This window comes from Hymenobacter setariae (assembly GCF_007713685.1).
Taxonomy (GTDB): Bacteria; Bacteroidota; Bacteroidia; order Cytophagales; family Hymenobacteraceae; genus Hymenobacter; species Hymenobacter setariae.
This window is the reverse complement of sequence record NZ_VMRJ01000007.1, coordinates 1-17732: the sequence shown is the minus strand read 5'-3', so window position 1 is coordinate 17732 and position 17732 is coordinate 1. Positions and strand designations below refer to the sequence as shown.

The following is a 17732-nucleotide window of genomic DNA, read 5'->3' as shown; positions in this document are numbered from 1 at the left end:
CTCCCCTCGCGCTGACCTAGGCTCTGGCTGGTCGGCGGCCCTTGCTACTACGGGTTTCTGGCTACCTGCTCCAGTGGAGCAGCCGGTACGCTTGTGCCCAAAAACGGGGGTTTGCACTGATTTTATCACTCTTTTATAACTCACCTTGGCTGCATCCCTACTTCTTCGCCGTCGTCTTCTCAGTCCTCACTCGTACCCCGTGGCTCTGGCGGCCCTAGGGCTGAGTGCGGCCGTTTTTGCGCCTAGCGCGGCGTTGGCCGCCCGGCCAGCCTACTTGCTGACTTCTGTGCAGCCTGCTGCTGGTCAGCCCGTTTCGGGCACCGTGCGCGATGCGGCTGGCCAGCCCATCCCGGGTGTGACGGTGGTGCTGAAAGGCACCAGCATCGGCACGGCTACTGATGCCGATGGCAAGTTTCAACTCGACGCCCCCGCCGATAAGGCAGTGGTGCTGATGGTCTCGTTCGTGGGCTATGCGAGCCAAGAAGTGCCTTACACCGGTCAAGGTGACTTAGTGATTACCCTTAAAGTAGCGCCACAGGGGCTGAGCGATGTAGTAGTTATCGGCTACGGCACGGCCAAGCGCGACAACCTGACCACGGCCGTGGCCTCGCTGCCCAATGCCGAAAAGCAGGCCAGTCGCCCCATCACCAATGTGCAGGACATGCTGCAAGGCAACCTAGCCGGCGTGACGGTGCAGCAAAACAGCGGCGACCCCACGGCCACGGCCAGCGTCGTTATTCGCGGCGCTGGCTCTGTCAATGGCGAGGCCCCGCTCTACGTGGTCGATGGCATGCCCTACTACGGCGGTCCGCTCAACCCGAATGACATCGCCAGCATCACGGTCTTGAAGGACGCCGCCGCAGCTGCCATCTACGGTGCGCAGGCCGCTTCGGGCGTGATTGTGGTGACTACCAAGGCCGGTCGCGAGGGCGCGCCGCGCGTCACCATCGACACCTACCAGGGCTGGCAGTCGGCCTACAAGCTGCCGCAGGCCCTCAATGCCGCCCAGCAAGCCGCCGCCTACAACCAGGCCGCCGATAACGACGGCCGCACCCGCCCCGACGCTCACAACGCTACCAAAAACCCCTGGGGCCAGACGACGCGCACCAATTGGGTAGACGAGATTTTCCGCACCGGCAGCATGTACAACCTCAACGCCAGCGTGAGCGGCGGCAGCGGCACCGGCCACTACCTGGCCTCTTTTGGCTACCACGACCGTGAGGGCATCCTCATTGGTACCAAGCTCAAGCGCTATACGCTGCGCCTGAAGTCGGACTACGACCTAGGCAGCAAGGTGACGGTGGGCCAAAACATCTACATTAACCAAACCACCGGCCAGGGCGCCAACACCTCCAATTCGTACTCGGGGGCCATTATCAACGCCATTTACATGCCCTCGGCTGCGCCGGTTTACAACGCCGACGGCACGTATGGCGGCGTCACGCCGATGGCGCCCGACCCGGCCTTTCAGTTTGCTGGCGCTTATGGCGACGTCTATAACCCGGTGGCGCTGTTACGGCGCCCCACCATCACGAGCCCCAGCCTCAACCTCAACGGCATCGGCTACCTAGAGTACCGGCCGGTGGCGGGTCTGCGCCTGCGCAGCAGCTTCAGCCTCGATTTGCTGCGTAACAACTACAAGCGCTTCGACCCGCGCATTCCAGAGCCAGGCCGTTCCAACACCATGAACTACCTGACTCAGAATCAAGAAAGCCGGGATAAGTGGATTTGGGACAACCAGGCGAGCTACGTCAAAAACTTTGGCAAGCACGTGCTCGACCTTACGGCCGTGTACTCGGCCCAGCACACCAACTATGAGTCGTCGTCGATACAAGTCCAGAACTTTGACCGCGAAGACGACTGGTACCAGTACCTCAGTAACGCCAAGGAAGCGACGATACGCCCCGGCAGCGGCGTGTACCAGGATGCCCTGACCTCAGCCATTGGCCGCCTCACCTACAGCTACGACGACCGCTACTTCGTGAGCGGTAGCATCCGCCGCGACCGCACCTCGCGCCTCTCGACCTACAACGCCGACTACTTCCCCGCCATCTCGGGCGCCTGGAAGCTTTCGTCGGAGTCGTTTATCGGCAACCGCGTTTTCCAAACCCTGAAGCTGCGGGCCTCGTGGGGTCAGATTGGTAACATTCAGTCGGTTGACTACTACGCCTACAACGTGCCGCTGGTGGTGGGCCAAGCCTACCTAGGTGCCAATCCGGGCTACCTCAACGGCTACTACCTCAACAAGCAGTCGAACCCCAGCCTGAAGTGGGAGCGCTCCGAAACGTTTGACGCGGGCCTCGACATGAGCGTGCTCAACGACCGCCTCACCTTCACCGTCGATTATTTCCAGAAGTATACCCGCGGCCTCATCCTGCCCGTGGCGCCCAACCCCAGCAGCGGGGTAGGGGAGGGCCCGACCTCCAACGTGGGTACCGTGCTCAACAAAGGCCTGGAACTGAGCTTAGGCTACAACGGCCAGGCCGGCGACTTCAAGTACCAAGTCAACGGCAACGTGACGCTCTTGAAGAATGAGGTGAAAGACCTCGACGGCTACGGCAGCACCTTCATCGCCCACGGCGAAAACGTGCGCACCCAGCTCTATCCCTTCCGCTCGACGGTGGGCCAGCCGCTCTACGCCTACTACCTCATCCAGACCGCGGGCATCTTCAAAACCACCCAGGAAGTAGCCGATTACAAAATGGCCGATGGCAAGCTCATCCAGCCCGGCGCCAAGCCCGGCGACCTCAAGTTCAAAGACGCCAACGGCGACGGCAAAATCGACGACAACGACCGCGTGTACATGGGCAACGCCCTGCCCAAGCGCACCTACGGCCTTACGCTTAGCGGTCAGTGGAAAGGCTTCGATATCAGTATGCTGTGGCAGGGCGTGAGTGGCGTCAAGCTCTTCAACGCCTACAAGTTCTCGACCTACAACGCTGGCCTGCAAGGCTACAACCTCGACAACCGCGTGCTCGGCGCCTGGACCCCCGACAACACCGACGCCACCATCCCGCGCCTCTCGCTCAGCGACCCCAACAAGAACTTCAGCCAGCCCTCCGACTGGTTCCTGGAAGATGGCTCCTACCTGCGCCTCAAGAACCTGATGGTGGGCTACACCCTGCCCGCCGGCCTCACCAGCCGCGTCCGCAACGGCTCCAGCCTGCACCTCTACCTAACAGTCGAAAACCTCTTCACCATCACCAAATACACCGGCATGGACCCCGAGGTGGGCAACCGCGGCCTCGACCAAGGCGCGTACCCGGTGCCCCGCACCTTCACGGTAGGCCTGAATATGGGCATCTAGGCGCGTTTACCCCACCCCCGGCCCCTCCCCTCCGGGAGAGGGGAGCCGAGCTACAGCGGACGAAAGCGACCGTGACCTAACGATAGGCACCTCTCTCCCGGAGGGGAGGGCCGGGGGTGGGGTACTACGCCCAACGAGCCTTGAAAATAAAGCATTTGCATAACTACTCGATATGAAATTCTCCACTTACCTCTGCGCCGCCCTGCTCCTAGGCACCGCCGCCGGCTGCAAAGACCAGTTCACCGACCTCACGCCCCAGGGCACGGTCACGTACGCCAATTTTTGGCAGAGCGAGGCCGATGCCACGGCCGCCTCCACGGCCCTGTATGGCTACATGAACGACGATGACATGTTCGGCCGGGGCTTTTTCTGGCTCATCAACGCCTCCGATGATATGGTGACCGGCCGCACCCGCGCCACCGCCGCCAGCACCCGCAATTTCACGGCCACCGGCTCGGAGGGCGATATCAATAAGATGTACGGCTATTCGTACCGCGTGATTCGGCGCTGCAACGAGGTGCTCAAAAACGTGCCCGGCATGAACATCAATTCCAGCCTCAAAAACCGGGTTTTGGGCGAGGCGTACTTCATGCGCGGCTTCAGCTACTTCCACATCGCCACCCGCTACGGCGACCAGCGCGCCGGCGTGCCCATCGTCACGGAGGCCAACATGGACCAGGCGCTGTTCCCGCGCCCCGCCAGCGTCATCGAGAATTACCAGATGATGGAGCAAGATTTCAAAAAAGCCGCCGACCTGCTGCCGCTCGTCACCACCTACCAGGGCACTGACCTAGGGCGCGCCCACAAAGACGCTGCCCTGGCCTACCTCGCCAAGACCTACGCCTACTGGGCTCAGTACGACAACACCAAGTGGGCCGCCGCCGAAACCGCCGCCACCGCAGTGGCCAACTCCGGTTCGGGCCGTGCGCTGGTAAATACCGGCCAGCCCAGCAGCGACTTCCGCAACGTATTTGCCATCAAAAACAACTGGTCGAAGGAATACATCTGGTCAGTGGTATCGGGCAAGCAAGATGGTAGCATTCTGCCCGGCGTGCTGCTCGAAAACAAAGGCTGGGGCCTCTACAACGGCTGGGGCTACTTTCAGCCCACCCTAGAGTTGTACCAGGCCTTCGAGGCTGGCGACCCGCGCCGCGAAGCCACCATTTTGTCTTTTGGCGACAGCTTCCAGTACCTGGGTCAGACGCGCCGTTTCGCATCGAGCAACTCGCTCACTGGCTTCCAGTTCAATAAGTACATGGAGCCCTTCGCCACGCCCGTAGCCGACCACATCAACGCCAACGGCGACAAGCCCACCACCGACCTCAACGTGCCCATCATGCGCTACGCCGAGGTGCTGCTGCTGAAAGCCGAAGCCCAAATCCGCCAAGGCAAAAGCGGCGACGCGGCCCTCAACGCCGTGCGCCAGCGCGCCGGCCTCGCCCCCAAAACCAACGCCACCCTCGCCGACCTCAAGCAGGAGCGCCGCGTGGAGCTAGCCGGCGAATTTGCCGACCGCCACGCCGACCTCGTGCGCTGGGGCGATGCCCAGGCCACCTACGCCCGCCCCCAAACCGGCCGCGATTACGCCAACAAAAACGACCCCAACTCGACCTTCACGGTCGTGACCGTGTGGCCCGCCCGCACCTTCAACCCCGCTGTCCACAACGTGTGGCCCATCCCGCCCAATGACGTGGTGAACTCCCAGATTCAGCAAAACCAGGGCTGGTAGCATTGTACCGTGGACCCTGCGGGTCCGCGCGTTTCACGTCTTAACGCGCGCCGCCCGTGCACCTCACCCCTTGGCCCACTCTCAAAAAGAGGGAGCTAAGGGGTGCGGTGTACGCGTGACGAGCCCCAACAAGCATGTCTTATAACATCTTCTTAGCAGCGCTACTCTTCCTGCTCCCCACCCAAACCCCCATCTTCCATCCCGCCCCGCCCCTAAATCAAGGCCATTCGCACAACGACTACTGGCGGCCGCACCCGCTCTACGACGCCCTCCATCTCGGTTTTAAAAGCGTGGAGGCCGACGTGTTTCTAATCGACACGACCCTGCAAGTGGGCCACGAGCCCGCTGCCCTACAACGCACCAAAGCGCTGCAAAGCCTCTACCTAGACCCGCTACGCAAGATTCAGCAAAGTCAGGGCAGCTTCTACATCAAGCCGGCCGAGCTGTGGCTGTTTGTTGATTTCAAGAATGACGGCCCCGCTACCTACGCCCGCCTGCGGCAGATACTAGCCCGCTACCGCCCGATGCTTTCGACACCTAGTAACCCGCGCCCAAATGGCGTGCGCGTCATTCTGACGGGCGGCTACCCCCGCGCCGAAGTGTTAGCCGACCCCGACGCGCTCGTGTTTCTAGATGGGCAACTAGCCGACCTAGGGCCGACCGCGCCCACCACCATCTGCACTGTCAATGGCGATTGGGCCACCTATTTCAAGTGGAATGGCACCGGCCCGATGCCCGCCGCCGAGGCCGCCCGCCTCCGCACCTGGAACGACCAAGCCCAGCGCACCGGCCAAAAAATCCGCTTCTGGAATCTGTCTGCCACCACGCCCGCGCAGCGCCGGGCCATGTGGGCCGCCCTGCTCCGTTATCCCGCCGTGCTGGTGGGCGCCGACGAGCTAGTCGAATTAAAGCAAACTATTGATGCGCAACCCAAGTCGTAATTTATTCCTGCTGCTAGCAAGCGGCCTAGGCCTGCCTGCCGTTGCCCAAACCCCCGCGCAGCCGCCCGCCCGTAGCGCCGTTATTGAGGCCATCAAGCACCAGCCTAACCCCGCCCCGCTAGTCGAGGAGCCGCTCTACAAGCGCGAGTACACGGCCGTCAAGCCGGCCTACGCCGTGCCCACGCTTAAGCCTTACACTGGCCCCAAAAAGCCGCTTAAGAATATCATTCTCCTGATTGGCGACGGCATGGGCCCGACCCAGGTCACGGGCGGCCTCATTGCCAACCACGGCCAGCTCTACATGCAGCAGGCCCAGGCGACTGGCCTCTCCATCACCTGCAACCAGTATGGCAAAATAACCGATTCGGCCGCCAGCGCCACCGCGATGGCCACCGGCCACAAGACCTACAACGGCGCCCTAGGTATCGATTCGCTGGGGCACACCTTCCGAACCATCATGTGGGATGCCCGGGAGCACAGCAAGTCCACCGGCCTGGTAGCGGGCTGCGAACTGACCGATGCCACGCCCGCCGCCTTCGCCATCACGCATCCCGACCGCAACCAGCCCGAGGCCATTGCTGCTAAATTCCTGGCTGCGCCCATCGACTTTATGTATGCGGGCGGCCTCAAGTACTTCGCCCACCGCCAAGATGACGTAGACCTACTGGCCCAGTACCGCGCCCAAGGCTACCAGGTAGCCACCACGCCCGCGGCCGTTCAGGCGCTCACCTCGCCCAAAGCTATCGCCCTGCTCGCCGAAACCGGCCCGCCCCGCATGCCCGAGCGCACGGCCGCCTACATGAACCTAGGCGTCAGCAAAGCGCTTGACCTGCTCAGCCGCAACAAAAACGGCTTTTTCCTCATGATTGAAGGCTCGCAAATTGACGATGCTGGCCACTTCAACAACACGACATACAACGTGCAGGAAGTGCTCGACTTCGACCAGCAAGTAGGCCGCGCCTTCGCTTTTGCCGCGGCCGATGGTGAAACTCTCGTCATCGTCACTGCCGACCACGAAACCGGCGGCTACAGCATCATCGACGGCGGCATGGCCGAAGGCCAGGTAACCGCTCGCTTCTCCACCAATAAGCACTCCGCCGTTATAGTCCCTGTCTTTGCTTACGGCCCCGGCAGCGAGCTTTTCACCGGCATGTACCAAAACACCGAGATTTACACCCGTATCCGCCAGGCCCTAGGTTGGAAGTAGAATTAGTGTACCGTGGACCCTGCGGGTCCGCGCGTGAGTGATTCTATTCTGCGAGTTGAAGCACACTCGCGCGCGGACCCGCAGGGTCCACGGTACTACATAAAAAAGGCCCTGGCTGCATAGCCAGGGCCTTTTTTATTACGAAGCTAGTCAGCATTAAGCTGCGGGCTTCTTCTCCAGCACCTCGTCAATCAGGCCATATTCTTTGGCCTCATCGGCGCGCATCCAGTAGTCACGCTCCGAGTTGTCATAGATTTCCTGGTACGTCTTACCCGAATGTTTTGCCAGAATGTCATACAGCTCCTTCTTGAGCTTCAGAATCTCGCGGGCCGTGATTTCGATGTCCGTCGATTGACCTTGGGCACCGCCCGAAGGCTGGTGAATCATCACGCGAGCGTGGGGCAGGGCCGAACGCTTGTCTTTGGCACCGCCAGCCAGCAATACGGCACCCATCGAAGCCGCGAGGCCCGTGCAGATGGTAGCCACGTCGGGGTTCACGTACTGCATGGTATCGTAGATACCTAGGCCAGCGTACACCGAGCCACCGGGCGAGTTGATATACAGCAGGATGTCTTTCTTCGAGTCGGCCGACTCCAAGAACAGCATCTGCGCCGTCAGGATGTTAGCGATGTAGTCATCCACAGCCGTACCTAGGAATACGATGCGGTCCATGATAAGGCGCGAGAATACGTCGATTTCGCGGAAGTTCTGCGGACGCTCCTCAATAACCGAGCGGGTCATGTTAGTGGGCAGGATAAGCCCACCGCGCGTCTGGCCCTCTACGTGCTGGATGTACTGGTCAACACCCAACCCGCTAAGCCCTTGATGCTTAACGGCAAATTTGCGAAATTCTTGTTTATTCAGCATTGGGTAAAAATGTAGGGTAAGCTTGCGCTGGCCCGTGTTCAAAAACAAAAGACGGTCATGGCGGCCGAATGTTGTCAAAACGTTGAAACGCGGACTGTAAAGTCCGCGTTTCAACGTAAGCTATACGCGGACTACAGAGTCTGCGCAACAACAAAAAAGCCCTTACGCGAGGCGTAAAGGCTTTTTCAATTTCAACCTAGAAGAAGGGATTAGCCCTCGTTCTGGTTGCGAAATTCTTCGGCCGTTACGGGTTCATCCGTAACAACAACTTTGCCACGCAGGGCTTCTACTACTTTCTCTGCCAGAATGGCCTCGTACTCCTGCACGTAGTTTTTGCCGTTCTCCTGCTTGAGGTAGTTGTCAGCAAAACCTACCATGCCCTGGCGCATTTCGTCGGTCAGCTGCATGCCACCGCCAAATTGACCTAGGATTTTGTCCAGCACGCGGTTGCGGATTTCGTCGGTCTCAACTTTGAGGCCCATGTCTTCTACCACCTTGTTGCGGATGAGGCTCCACTTCAGCTCACGCTCGTAGTCCGAGTAGTGCTGCTCCACGGTAACGGCGTCGAGCTTGCCTTCGTTGGCACGCACCAGCCACTTCTTGAAGAACTCAGTCGGAATCTGGATGGTCGTGTTGTCAATCAGGGCGTCGATGAGGTTGCGGTTCACCAGGTTGTCCGACTCGCGGTCGTAGTTCTGCTGGATGGTCTCACGAATCTTGGCATCGTACTCCTCTTTCGAAGAAACCGTCTCGGGGCCGAATACTTTGTCGAACAGCTCTTGGTTTTCCTCGGGCGCAGCCGTGCGGTTGATTTTCTCAACAACTAGCTCGTACTCGCCGGTTACAGCGGCAGCTTCCTCGCGGCTCATGCCGGTGAAGTTGCGGATAGCGCTAGCGTCGCCGCCGAAGGCTGCGCTCAGGTCAAACGTCACCGTGTCACCAGCTTTCACGCCTACGAACTGCTCTTGGCCGTTCGTTACCTTGTTGATGGGCAACAGCACGCTCAGACCTTCACCTTCTTCGCCAGCCTTTTTCAGCTTGCCCATCAGGTAGTCGTTGGCCTCCGAAGCCTCGGGGTTGGTGGTTTCGCCAAATTGACGGACAATCTGCTCGTTGGTCTCAGCCAGCGTGGCATCGTCGATGCTCACAGCCGAACGCTTGATGGTTAACTGCTGGTCGGCGGGCAGCTCAAAGTCGGGCAACAAGCCCAGCTCAAACTGGAAGTCGAACGCCTTGGCGGTGTCGAAGTCTACATCGCTAGGCACCGGAATCGGCTCGCCCAGGATTTTTACGTTATTGTCCTTCAGGTACGAGTCAACGCTTTGGCCCAAGAGGCGGTTGATTTCGTCGGCCAGAATGCCTTTGCCGTACATTTTGCGTACCAAGCCAGCCGGCACTTTGCCGGGGCGGAACCCCTTGAACTGCGCTTTTTTGCTGGTTTCCTTGATTTGCTTCTCCACAGCGTCGCTGTAGTCAGCCTCGTCGAGATGCACGTTTAGCAGCCCGGTTAGCTGCTCCTCATTGCGGTCAAGCGTAATATTCAAAACGGTGGGAGCAAGCTGGTGCTTGCCAGTCGGGAAAGGTTAAAAAAAAAGCCCCTAACTGCTTAGCCAGGGGCCTGTTTTGTTAAAACAAGTGCGGATGGAGGGACTCGAACCCACACACCGTAAGGAACCAGAGCCTAAATCTGGCGCGTCTACCAATTTCGCCACATCCGCTTGTTTGGCTGCCCGCTTGCTCGTTCGCTGCGGGGCCGCAAAGGTACTAACGAATTTTTAGCTGTGCAAAAGTTATGGCTAAACTTTTGTGAGTAGACTGAAAAAATACGTTGTCTCGTATCTGAATACTGCGCTTAGCTATCCGTTATCTTGGCAGCCACCTTTCTGCCCTTCCGCTTGTTAGTTATAGTACTATGTCTCCCGTTATCGACCTTGAAGCTGAGCGCCAAGAAATCCTGCGCCAGTACCGCCGCCTGCTACGCACTGCTAAGCCCTACCTCAATGGTAATGATGCTAAGCTAATTAAGAAGGCTTTCAACCAAAGCTTGGAGGCGCACAAAGACATGCGCCGCAAGTCGGGCGAGCCCTACATCCTGCACCCGCTGGCCGTGGCCCAGATTGCGGTGGAGGAAATTGGCCTAGGTACCACCAGCATCGTGGCGGCCCTTCTGCACGACGTAGTAGAGGATACGCCCACCGAAATTTCTGACGTAGAACGCGATTTTGGCCCCAAAGTGGCGCGCATCGTGGACGGCCTCACCAAAATTTCGGGCGTTTTTGAGCAAGGCACCAGTGAGCAGGCCGAAAACTTCCGTAAAATGCTGCTGACGCTGAGCGAAGACGTGCGCGTTATCCTCATCAAGCTCGCCGACCGCCTGCACAACATGCGCACGCTCGACTCGATGCCGCGCCACAAGCAACTCAAAATTGCGTCGGAGACCATTTATCTCTACGCCCCGCTGGCGCACCGCCTAGGTCTCTATGCCATCAAAACGGAACTCGAAGACCTGCACCTAAAGTACACCGATACCGAGATTTATAACGACCTACGCGGCAAGGTCAAGCAGAGCCAGAGCGCCCGCAATCGCTTCATCAAGGAGTTTGTGCAGCCCATCGATGAGGAACTCAAAGCCCAGGGGTTCAGCTACGAAATAAAAGGCCGTCCAAAGAGCATCTATTCAATTCTCAAGAAGATGCGCAAGCAAAACGTCACTTTTGAGGAGGTGTACGACTTATTTGCCATTCGCGTAATTCTTGATGTGCCGCAAGACCAGGAAAAAGCCGCCTGTTGGCAGGTGTATTCCATCGTCACCGACTTCTACCAGCCTAACCCTGACCGCCTGCGCGACTGGGTGAGCACGCCCAAGGCCAATGGCTACGAGAGCCTGCACACCACGGTCATGTCGCACCCCGGCCAGTGGGTCGAGGTGCAAATCCGCTCGCGGCGCATGGATGACATCGCCGAGAAAGGCTATGCCGCCCACTGGAAATACAAGGATACCGGCAGCCTCCAGCCCGAAAGCACGCTGGAAGCCTGGGTGAACCGGGTGCGTGAAATGTTGGAAACCAATAACTCCAGCGCCCTGGAGTTCATGGACGAATTCCGGCAAAACCTCTTTGTGAAGGAGGTGTACACTTTTACCCCGAAAGGCAAGCTCATTATCCTGCCCGAAAAGGCGACCGCGCTCGATTTTGCCTTCGACATTCACACGCACATCGGCCTACGCTGCCTAGGTGCCAAAGTCAACCAGAAGCTAGAGCCCTTCAGCTACAAGCTGCGCAATGGCGACCAAGTCGAAATTTTGACTTCGCACAAACAGAAGCCCACCGCCGATTGGCTCAACTATGTGATTACCAGTAAGGCCAAGACGCGCATCAAAGACTACCTGCGCGACGACAAGCGCTCGAAAGCCGATGATGGTAAGTTCATTTTTGAGAAGCGCCTAGAGCTAATAGGGGTAGATAACACGCCTGAAAATTTCCAGCGGGTGCTGACTTATTTCAACGTGTCCACCGCTCAGGAATTCTATTACCGCCTAGCGATGGGTCTGCTCGATGGCCGCGAAATCCGCGAGCCATTGTTTCGGCAGGAAGGTATTCTTTCGCCCCGGCCTTCAGTGCTGGAGCCGAAGAAATTCGACAGCGAGATTCAAAAAATTCGGGGCCTGCACCCAAATATGCTGGTGGTAGGCGAGCGCACTGACAAGTTCAACCATAGCTTGGCACGCTGCTGCAATCCCATCCCCGGTGACGATGTATTCGGCTTCGAAACCGAAACCGGTCTCATCATCCACCGCACCAGCTGCCACCGGGCCGTAGACCTTATGTCTAACTACGGCAATCGTATCGTGCGCGCTAAGTGGACCGACCAGCTCGAACTCGCATTTTTGGCCGGTATCCGTTTCAAAGGCTCTGACCGCGTGGGTATTGTGAATGATATAACGCGCATTATATCAACTTCCTTGAAAGTAAACATGCGCTCTATCACCGTGGAAGCGAACGATGGCTTTTTCGAAGGTCAAATCCTGGTCTTCGTGAATGATACCGACCATTTGAATAAGCTCATTCAGCGGCTAGTCCGGGTCAATGGCGTGCTGCAAGTAGACCGATTTGATTCGTAATGGCTGAGACAATCCCATCTGTACACGGTGTAGGGGTCAATACTCTCACGCAGTGTTCCCACTACCATTCCGAGCGCGATATTATCGCCATCAAGCACAAGTGCTGCGACACATTTTACGCCTGCATTCAGTGTCACAACGAACTAGTAAGCCACGCGCCGGTTGTATGGCCGAAAACTGAACGCGAGGCCAAAGCCATTTTGTGCGGCAATTGCCAACACGTATTGAGCATTCACGAGTATTTGGCTTGCGGCAATACCTGTCCAGCGTGCCAGGCCGCTTTTAACCCTGGCTGCGCCAATCACTACCCGCTGTATTTCGAAATGTAGCCTTACCTCCTGCGGCTTTTCGGTAGTAGCAGAAATTCCCATCCCGCACGTTTTCAGCCCGTATAAGTCCGTTTATTTAAAGCCTCGTGCTGTCTAGGCACCTAGGCTACTTCGCCCGCTGGGCGTAGTCCCTGTATGCAAGCTTCCATTGTTGCCTCGCGGCCCCGCCATATTCATCGGTTGGCCGTAAGTGCTTCTTTTCTATTGCAAGGCCTGTGTTTTTCCACTTGGGCCTCGCGCATTCCTACGGTGCAGCAAAAGCTGCACTTATCCGAAACCGAATTGGGCGGCGTGCTGCTGGCGGTACCGGTGGGTCTCATTGCATCGCTGCCCATTACGGGCTGGCTGGTAGCCAAACATGGTAGCCGCACCATGACGGTGCTGGCTGTACTGCTCTACTCAGGGGCGTTGCCCTTGCTAGGCCTAGCCCAAAACGTACCGCAACTATTGGCTGCACTAGTACTGTTCGGCTTCGGCAGCAATATGGCCAATATCAGCGTCAATACCCAAGGGGTAGGGGTGGAGGCCATTTATGGCAAATCCATCCTGGCTACGTTTCATGGTATCTGGAGCTTAGCTGGCTTCGTAGGCGCGGCTCTAGGTACGGCCATGATAGGTTGGGGCGTATCGCCGCTCCAGCACTTTACCGGCATGGCTCTTTTCATCTGGCTAGGTGTAGCTCTGATGCGCCCGTACCTGGTGCCCGCCGATGCGCCTAGCCCCGCAGACCAGCCGCTTTTCGTACTTCCCGATAAGAGCCTGATGCTTCTAGGTGTACTGGCGTTTTGCTCGTTGCTGTCCGAAGGCACCATGTTCGATTGGAGCGGCGTGTATTTCAAGAAAATAGTACTGGCCGAAAGAGCGCAGGTAGGCTTCGGCTTCTCAGCCTTTATGGCCATGATGGCGACCGGTCGCTTCATTGCCGACTGGTTTACCGACAAGTTTGGCCGGGCGCGTACGTTGCAGCTCAGTGGGCTGCTCACTACAGTGGGCTTATCAATAGCCGTAGCGTTTCCGACGCTTTTGATAGCGTCGCTGGGCTTCATGCTGGTGGGCCTAGGAGTGTCTTCGGTGGTGCCGCTGGTGTATAGTGCGGCGGGCCGCTCACGCACTATGCCGGCCGGGGTGGCTCTGGCAGCAGTCTCGACGGTGGGTTTTGCGGGATTTCTGCTAGGTCCGCCGCTCATCGGGTTGGTAGCCGGTGCTACCAATTTACGGGTATCGCTCGCCATTATTGCCTGCATGGGTTTGGCGGTAGCTGCCCTGGCCCGGCCCGCTACGGCCGACTAACCTCGACCTAGGTATGAATCTTAGCGGTAGTAGCTTTGTAGTAATACTAGCCAAGTAACCGATACTATATAACGAGTAATTATCGTGAAAACTGACCTCCACGCCCCACCCGCGCTAGTACCCAGCAGTGGCCCCGGCTCTAACCTAGGCGGCTCTACCGAGACTGGCTATGCCGCACGCCACGCACCCAGCGCTGCCAGCCAGGCCACCCTCAATACCGACCGGCTCGAAGAAGTCAAGAAAATCTTCACTGCCCACCTCGAAAACAAAGGCCTTCGCAAAACTGCTGAGCGCTACGCAATCCTTGAAGAAATCTATGCCCGCTCGGGTCACTTCGATGTCGAAGAACTGTATGCCGGTATGAAGGAGCGCAACCTCCAGGTGAGCCGCGCTACGGTGTACAATACCCTGGATTTGCTCGTCGAGCAAGGCCTTGTGAGCAAGCACCAGTTTGGCCGCAACCTCGCGCAATACGAAAAAAGCTATGGCTATCGCCAGCACGACCACGTTATTTGCACCGAGTGCCACAAGGTAGTAGAGTTCTGCGACCCCCGCATCCACGGCATCCAAACGATGGTCGGTGACCTGCTGAACTTTCACATCCTGCACCACTCCTTAAATTTGTACGGCATTTGCGGCGACTGCCGCGCCAAGGCCGCCGCCCATCCCACCCCCGAGCCGGCCAAATAGCCTACATGAATACGACTAGCACGCTCGACAACGGTATTCTCTTCCTCACGCTCACCGGCGACCTCATCGGTAGCCCCGATACCCAGCAGCTACTTGACTCGGTAAATGAGTACCTAGGCGAGGCCGTTACCAATTGCGCCGTTGACCTCTCGGGCATCCGGTACATCAACAGTACGGGCATCGGCGTGCTGGTATCGCTGCTCACCAAATTCCGCAGCCGCGGCGGCGAGATGATACTCATCAACCCCGCCGACCATCCCAAAAAGATGCTGGCGCTCACCAAGCTAAACAACATTTTTACCGTGGCTGCTGACGTAGCCGCCGCTCGCCAGCAACTCACCGTAGCCGCCTCCTAGGCGGCTATTTTTTTGTTTTAGATTTCACTTAATTACTAAAATGCCCTCGTCAGGCTTCCCCTCTTTTACTAGGGTAGGGAGTCGGAGGGTGAGGCTTCCTAGGTAGGCAGCTTTCTAGGAAGCCACTAACAACCAATTAAAATGCCAGTAGACGTACTAGTAGGCCTCCAGTGGGGCGACGAAGGAAAAGGAAAAATCGTTGACGTACTCGCCCCCACCTACGATGCCGTAGCCCGCTTTCAAGGTGGCCCCAACGCCGGCCACACCCTCACCTTCGATGGCCAGAAGCACGTGCTGCACCAAGTGCCGAGCGGCATTTTTCACCCCCACATCCTCAATGTAGTCGGCAATGGCGTAGTCCTCGACCCAGTAGTGTTCCGCGGTGAGCTGCAAAAACTGACCGACAGAGGAATAGATTGGAGCCAAAACCTCTACATATCCAAAAAGGCGCAGCTCATTCTGCCCTCACACCGCGCTCTCGACCGCATCAGCGAAGAAGCCCGCGGCAACACTAAAATTGGCAGTACTCTCAAAGGCATCGGCCCTACGTACTCCGACAAAATCGGCCGCGTAGGCCTGCGCGTCAGCCACATCCTGCTACCCGATTTTCAGGAGCGTTATAAGGAGGCTGTGGCACACCACGCCAGCATTGCCGCGCACTATAATAAGGAGCTAGAAATCTCAGAATTTGAAGCCGATTTCTTCTCCGCCGTTGAGTTCCTGCGCACCCTTCAGCTCGTTGATACCGAGTTTCTGCTCAACGACCTCCTTAGCAAAGGCAAGCGTATCCTTGCTGAAGGTGCCCAAGGCTCTTTGCTCGACATCGACTTCGGTACCTACCCCTACGTTACCTCGTCGAGCACTATCGCCGCCGGCGCCTGCACCGGCCTAGGTATCGCCCCGCGCCACATCGACAAGGTATACGGTATCACCAAGGCTTACTGCACGCGCGTCGGCAGCGGTCCTTTCCCCACCGAACTAAACGATGAGGTAGGTGAGCAAATCCGCCAGGCCGGCCGCGAGTTTGGCTCCACCACTGGCCGCCCCCGCCGCACCGGCTGGATAGACCTGCCCGCTCTCCGCTACGCTATCATGCTCAACGGCGTCACCGAGCTGCACCTCATGAAAGCCGACGTGCTCGACGGCTTCTCCGAAATCCAGGCCTGCACCCACTACCGCACCGCCACTGGCGAAAGCACCCCCAACCTGCCCGACCCCGGCCAACTCGAAACCATCACCCCCGAGTACCAAGCCATCCCCGGCTGGAACACGGACCTCACGCAAGTCACCGACGCCGCTCAGTTCCCCCAGCCCCTCCAAGACTACCTAGCTTTCCTCGAGAAGGAGCTGCAAGTGCCCATTCGCATTGTCAGCGTCGGCCCCGACCGCGTGAGCACCCTATTTCGCTAGCGTCGCTTGAGCTTCTCCTGACTGTATAGTTAGTAGATTCTTTTTCTCAATAGGAGTGAGTACCAAGTCAAGAGATACCTTCTCTGCTTGGTACCACTCCTTTTTTGTGAAGTATAGTCGCAGCTTCTCATTCTTTGAAAAGGTGTACCCATACCTGGCAAATACCTCATTACGCATCAGCGTCAATTTTTCCTGAGTGTACCTAGTAAGCTCCGCAGGCTTCAACACCTTGTAAGAAGCCTGTGAGTAGTTACCCTCATAGTAGTCGGCAAGCTTTCCAGTACGTGCCCCAACTTCAAGTTGGCCTTTATCCACTGAACTACTCAAAGTGAACTACTCCAAGGCTTGCCAACTCTCAATCCGTAAGTTTTCCTGCCTTCACTAATGAAAGTAACGAAGTCTCCCTCCGTCTCCTTTGAGTAGAACTTATGGACAACAATTCTGACATTGGTAAGAGCCCGATAGACTTTTCGCCACCTCTCCGGCTTAGTCTGCCATTCACCAGAGCGAATTTGGGTAGTTACGATCCCATCACTCACCACCAGCGCAAAGTCCGACTCAGCTTTTGACTCCCCAAAATGATAGACTCCCTCATAAGCTTTTGGCGTTGCAGCAATCCATTTTACGAAAGCTGATGCTGGTATAGTCCCCATACCAAATGTCGCTTGCCCATAAGCGCCTAGGGCAGAGAGGCATAAGTTAAAGCAAAATAAAGAGAAGTGAATACAGTACAGCTGAGTCACAAAATTGGGTAGAAATAGAGCATCAACAAGCAAGTAATTTTTTCTCCTGTATTCTCAGTCACTTACAACCTAGGCTCAATTTATTTCGTATTCCGCAGCTTGCTCGTCAAAAAAGCCCTCCTACCTTTGCAGTCCCAAACGGCAACAGGCCCACTGGAAACCTGGAAAAACGCAAGTCTTCCAGATAAAAAGCAAAGCGTACGGAACTCCGTAGGAAGCCAGCGTGTATTAATCGCCGTGCTATCTGCACAGAGACTGAAAAAGAAATTTTTCAAACCTCTTGCAAAGTCAGAAAAGGTCAACGTACCTTTGCAGCCCGCTTCAACAGGAGGCGGTTAGACTAAAAAACGAGAGAAGAAAAACTTTAAAGATTTTCGCTTCGAATTTGGAAAGTCAAAAAAATCAGCTACATTTGCACTCCCAATAAAAACAGGGCGCTGCAAACAGCGGAACGGGCCGCTCACACGACCCACCAAGTTGCTTCAATTGGAAGCAACAATCGTTCTTTGAATGTTGGAAATAGACAAAACGTGAGGAGTCATGCTGGTAAGCGCAAGTTTACTGACATGACGAAACCAAACGACACGAATTAAAAACGTCAAATACGAGCAAGGATAGCACTCGACATCAGCCCATGTTCGCATGGGTGTAGGAATATTTTACAATGGAGAGTTTGATCCTGGCTCAGGATGAACGCTAGCGGCAGGCCTAATACATGCAAGTCGAACGGTGGGTAGCAATAC

General features: G+C 57.2%; 13 protein-coding genes, 1 tRNA gene and 1 rRNA gene. 11 read left to right on the top strand and 4 right to left on the bottom strand.

Annotated features, from left to right (window positions below; translation table 11 throughout):
• The first annotated feature begins 145 nt into the window (after positions 1–145).
• From FNT36_RS22760 to FNT36_RS22745, 4 genes are all read left to right on the top strand, one after another.
• On the top strand, positions 146–3307 hold the full coding sequence (locus FNT36_RS22760) for a SusC/RagA family TonB-linked outer membrane protein (protein WP_144852591.1): 3162 nt from the start codon (positions 146–148) through the stop codon (positions 3305–3307).
• Between the two features lie 172 nt (positions 3308–3479).
• Positions 3480–5036 carry a RagB/SusD family nutrient uptake outer membrane protein gene (locus tag FNT36_RS22755; RefSeq protein WP_144852589.1) on the top strand — a complete coding sequence of 519 codons (1557 nt, stop codon included), beginning with the start codon at positions 3480–3482 and terminating at the stop codon, positions 5034–5036.
• Between the two features lie 134 nt (positions 5037–5170).
• Positions 5171–5977 (top strand): PI-PLC domain-containing protein, encoded by an 807-nt coding sequence (locus FNT36_RS22750; RefSeq protein ID WP_144852586.1) that lies wholly within the window; start codon positions 5171–5173, stop codon positions 5975–5977.
• Complete coding sequence (locus tag FNT36_RS22745) at positions 5958–7184, top strand: alkaline phosphatase (protein WP_144852584.1); 1227 nt, start codon at positions 5958–5960, stop codon at positions 7182–7184. The genes FNT36_RS22750 and FNT36_RS22745 overlap by 20 nt, the downstream gene beginning before the upstream one ends.
• A gap of 156 nt (positions 7185–7340) precedes the next feature.
• Here the strand turns inward: FNT36_RS22745 and FNT36_RS22740 are convergent, their stop codons facing one another.
• From FNT36_RS22740 to FNT36_RS22730, 3 genes are all read right to left on the bottom strand, one after another.
• A complete protein-coding gene (locus FNT36_RS22740; protein WP_144852582.1) occupies positions 7341–8051 on the bottom strand; it encodes a ClpP family protease in 711 nt (236 codons plus the stop codon).
• A 209-nt stretch (positions 8052–8260) separates the two neighbouring features.
• A complete protein-coding gene (gene tig / locus FNT36_RS22735; RefSeq protein WP_144852580.1) occupies positions 8261–9595 on the bottom strand; it encodes a trigger factor in 1335 nt (444 codons plus the stop codon).
• Between the two features lie 92 nt (positions 9596–9687).
• Positions 9688–9769: transfer RNA gene (locus tag FNT36_RS22730), tRNA-Leu, on the bottom strand.
• A gap of 194 nt (positions 9770–9963) precedes the next feature.
• Here FNT36_RS22730 and FNT36_RS22725 point away from each other — a divergent pair.
• The 6 genes from FNT36_RS22725 to FNT36_RS22700 all read left to right on the top strand — a co-directional run bounded on the left by FNT36_RS22725 (position 9964) and on the right by FNT36_RS22700 (position 16246).
• On the top strand, positions 9964–12171 hold the full coding sequence (locus FNT36_RS22725; RefSeq protein ID WP_144852578.1) for a RelA/SpoT family protein: 2208 nt from the start codon (positions 9964–9966) through the stop codon (positions 12169–12171).
• On the top strand, positions 12171–12500 hold the full coding sequence (locus FNT36_RS26035) for a CHY zinc finger protein (protein WP_144852576.1): 330 nt from the start codon (positions 12171–12173) through the stop codon (positions 12498–12500). Before FNT36_RS22725 ends, FNT36_RS26035 begins: the two co-directional genes overlap by 1 nt.
• Before the next feature lie 135 nt (positions 12501–12635).
• Positions 12636–13790, top strand: coding sequence for an MFS transporter (locus FNT36_RS22715; protein ID WP_144852574.1), 1155 nt, complete (start codon positions 12636–12638; stop codon positions 13788–13790).
• 243 nt (positions 13791–14033) lie between these two features.
• A complete protein-coding gene (locus FNT36_RS22710; protein WP_144852940.1) occupies positions 14034–14480 on the top strand; it encodes a Fur family transcriptional regulator in 447 nt (148 codons plus the stop codon).
• Between the two features lie 5 nt (positions 14481–14485).
• On the top strand, positions 14486–14836 hold the full coding sequence (locus tag FNT36_RS22705) for an STAS domain-containing protein (protein ID WP_144852572.1): 351 nt from the start codon (positions 14486–14488) through the stop codon (positions 14834–14836).
• Between the two features lie 141 nt (positions 14837–14977).
• The gene (locus tag FNT36_RS22700) at positions 14978–16246 is read left to right on the top strand and encodes an adenylosuccinate synthase (protein ID WP_144852570.1); all 1269 of its coding nucleotides are present in this window, start codon (positions 14978–14980) and stop codon (positions 16244–16246) included.
• Here the strand turns inward: FNT36_RS22700 and FNT36_RS26030 are convergent.
• Positions 16235–16561, bottom strand: coding sequence for a YARHG domain-containing protein (locus FNT36_RS26030; protein ID WP_394348957.1), 327 nt, complete (start codon positions 16559–16561; stop codon positions 16235–16237). The two genes, FNT36_RS22700 and FNT36_RS26030, sit on opposite strands and share 12 nt — an antisense overlap.
• A 1089-nt stretch (positions 16562–17650) precedes the next feature.
• On the opposite strand from FNT36_RS26030, the gene FNT36_RS22690 reads away from it, so the two are divergent.
• Positions 17651–17732 (top strand): 16S ribosomal RNA (locus tag FNT36_RS22690); the annotation flags it as partial.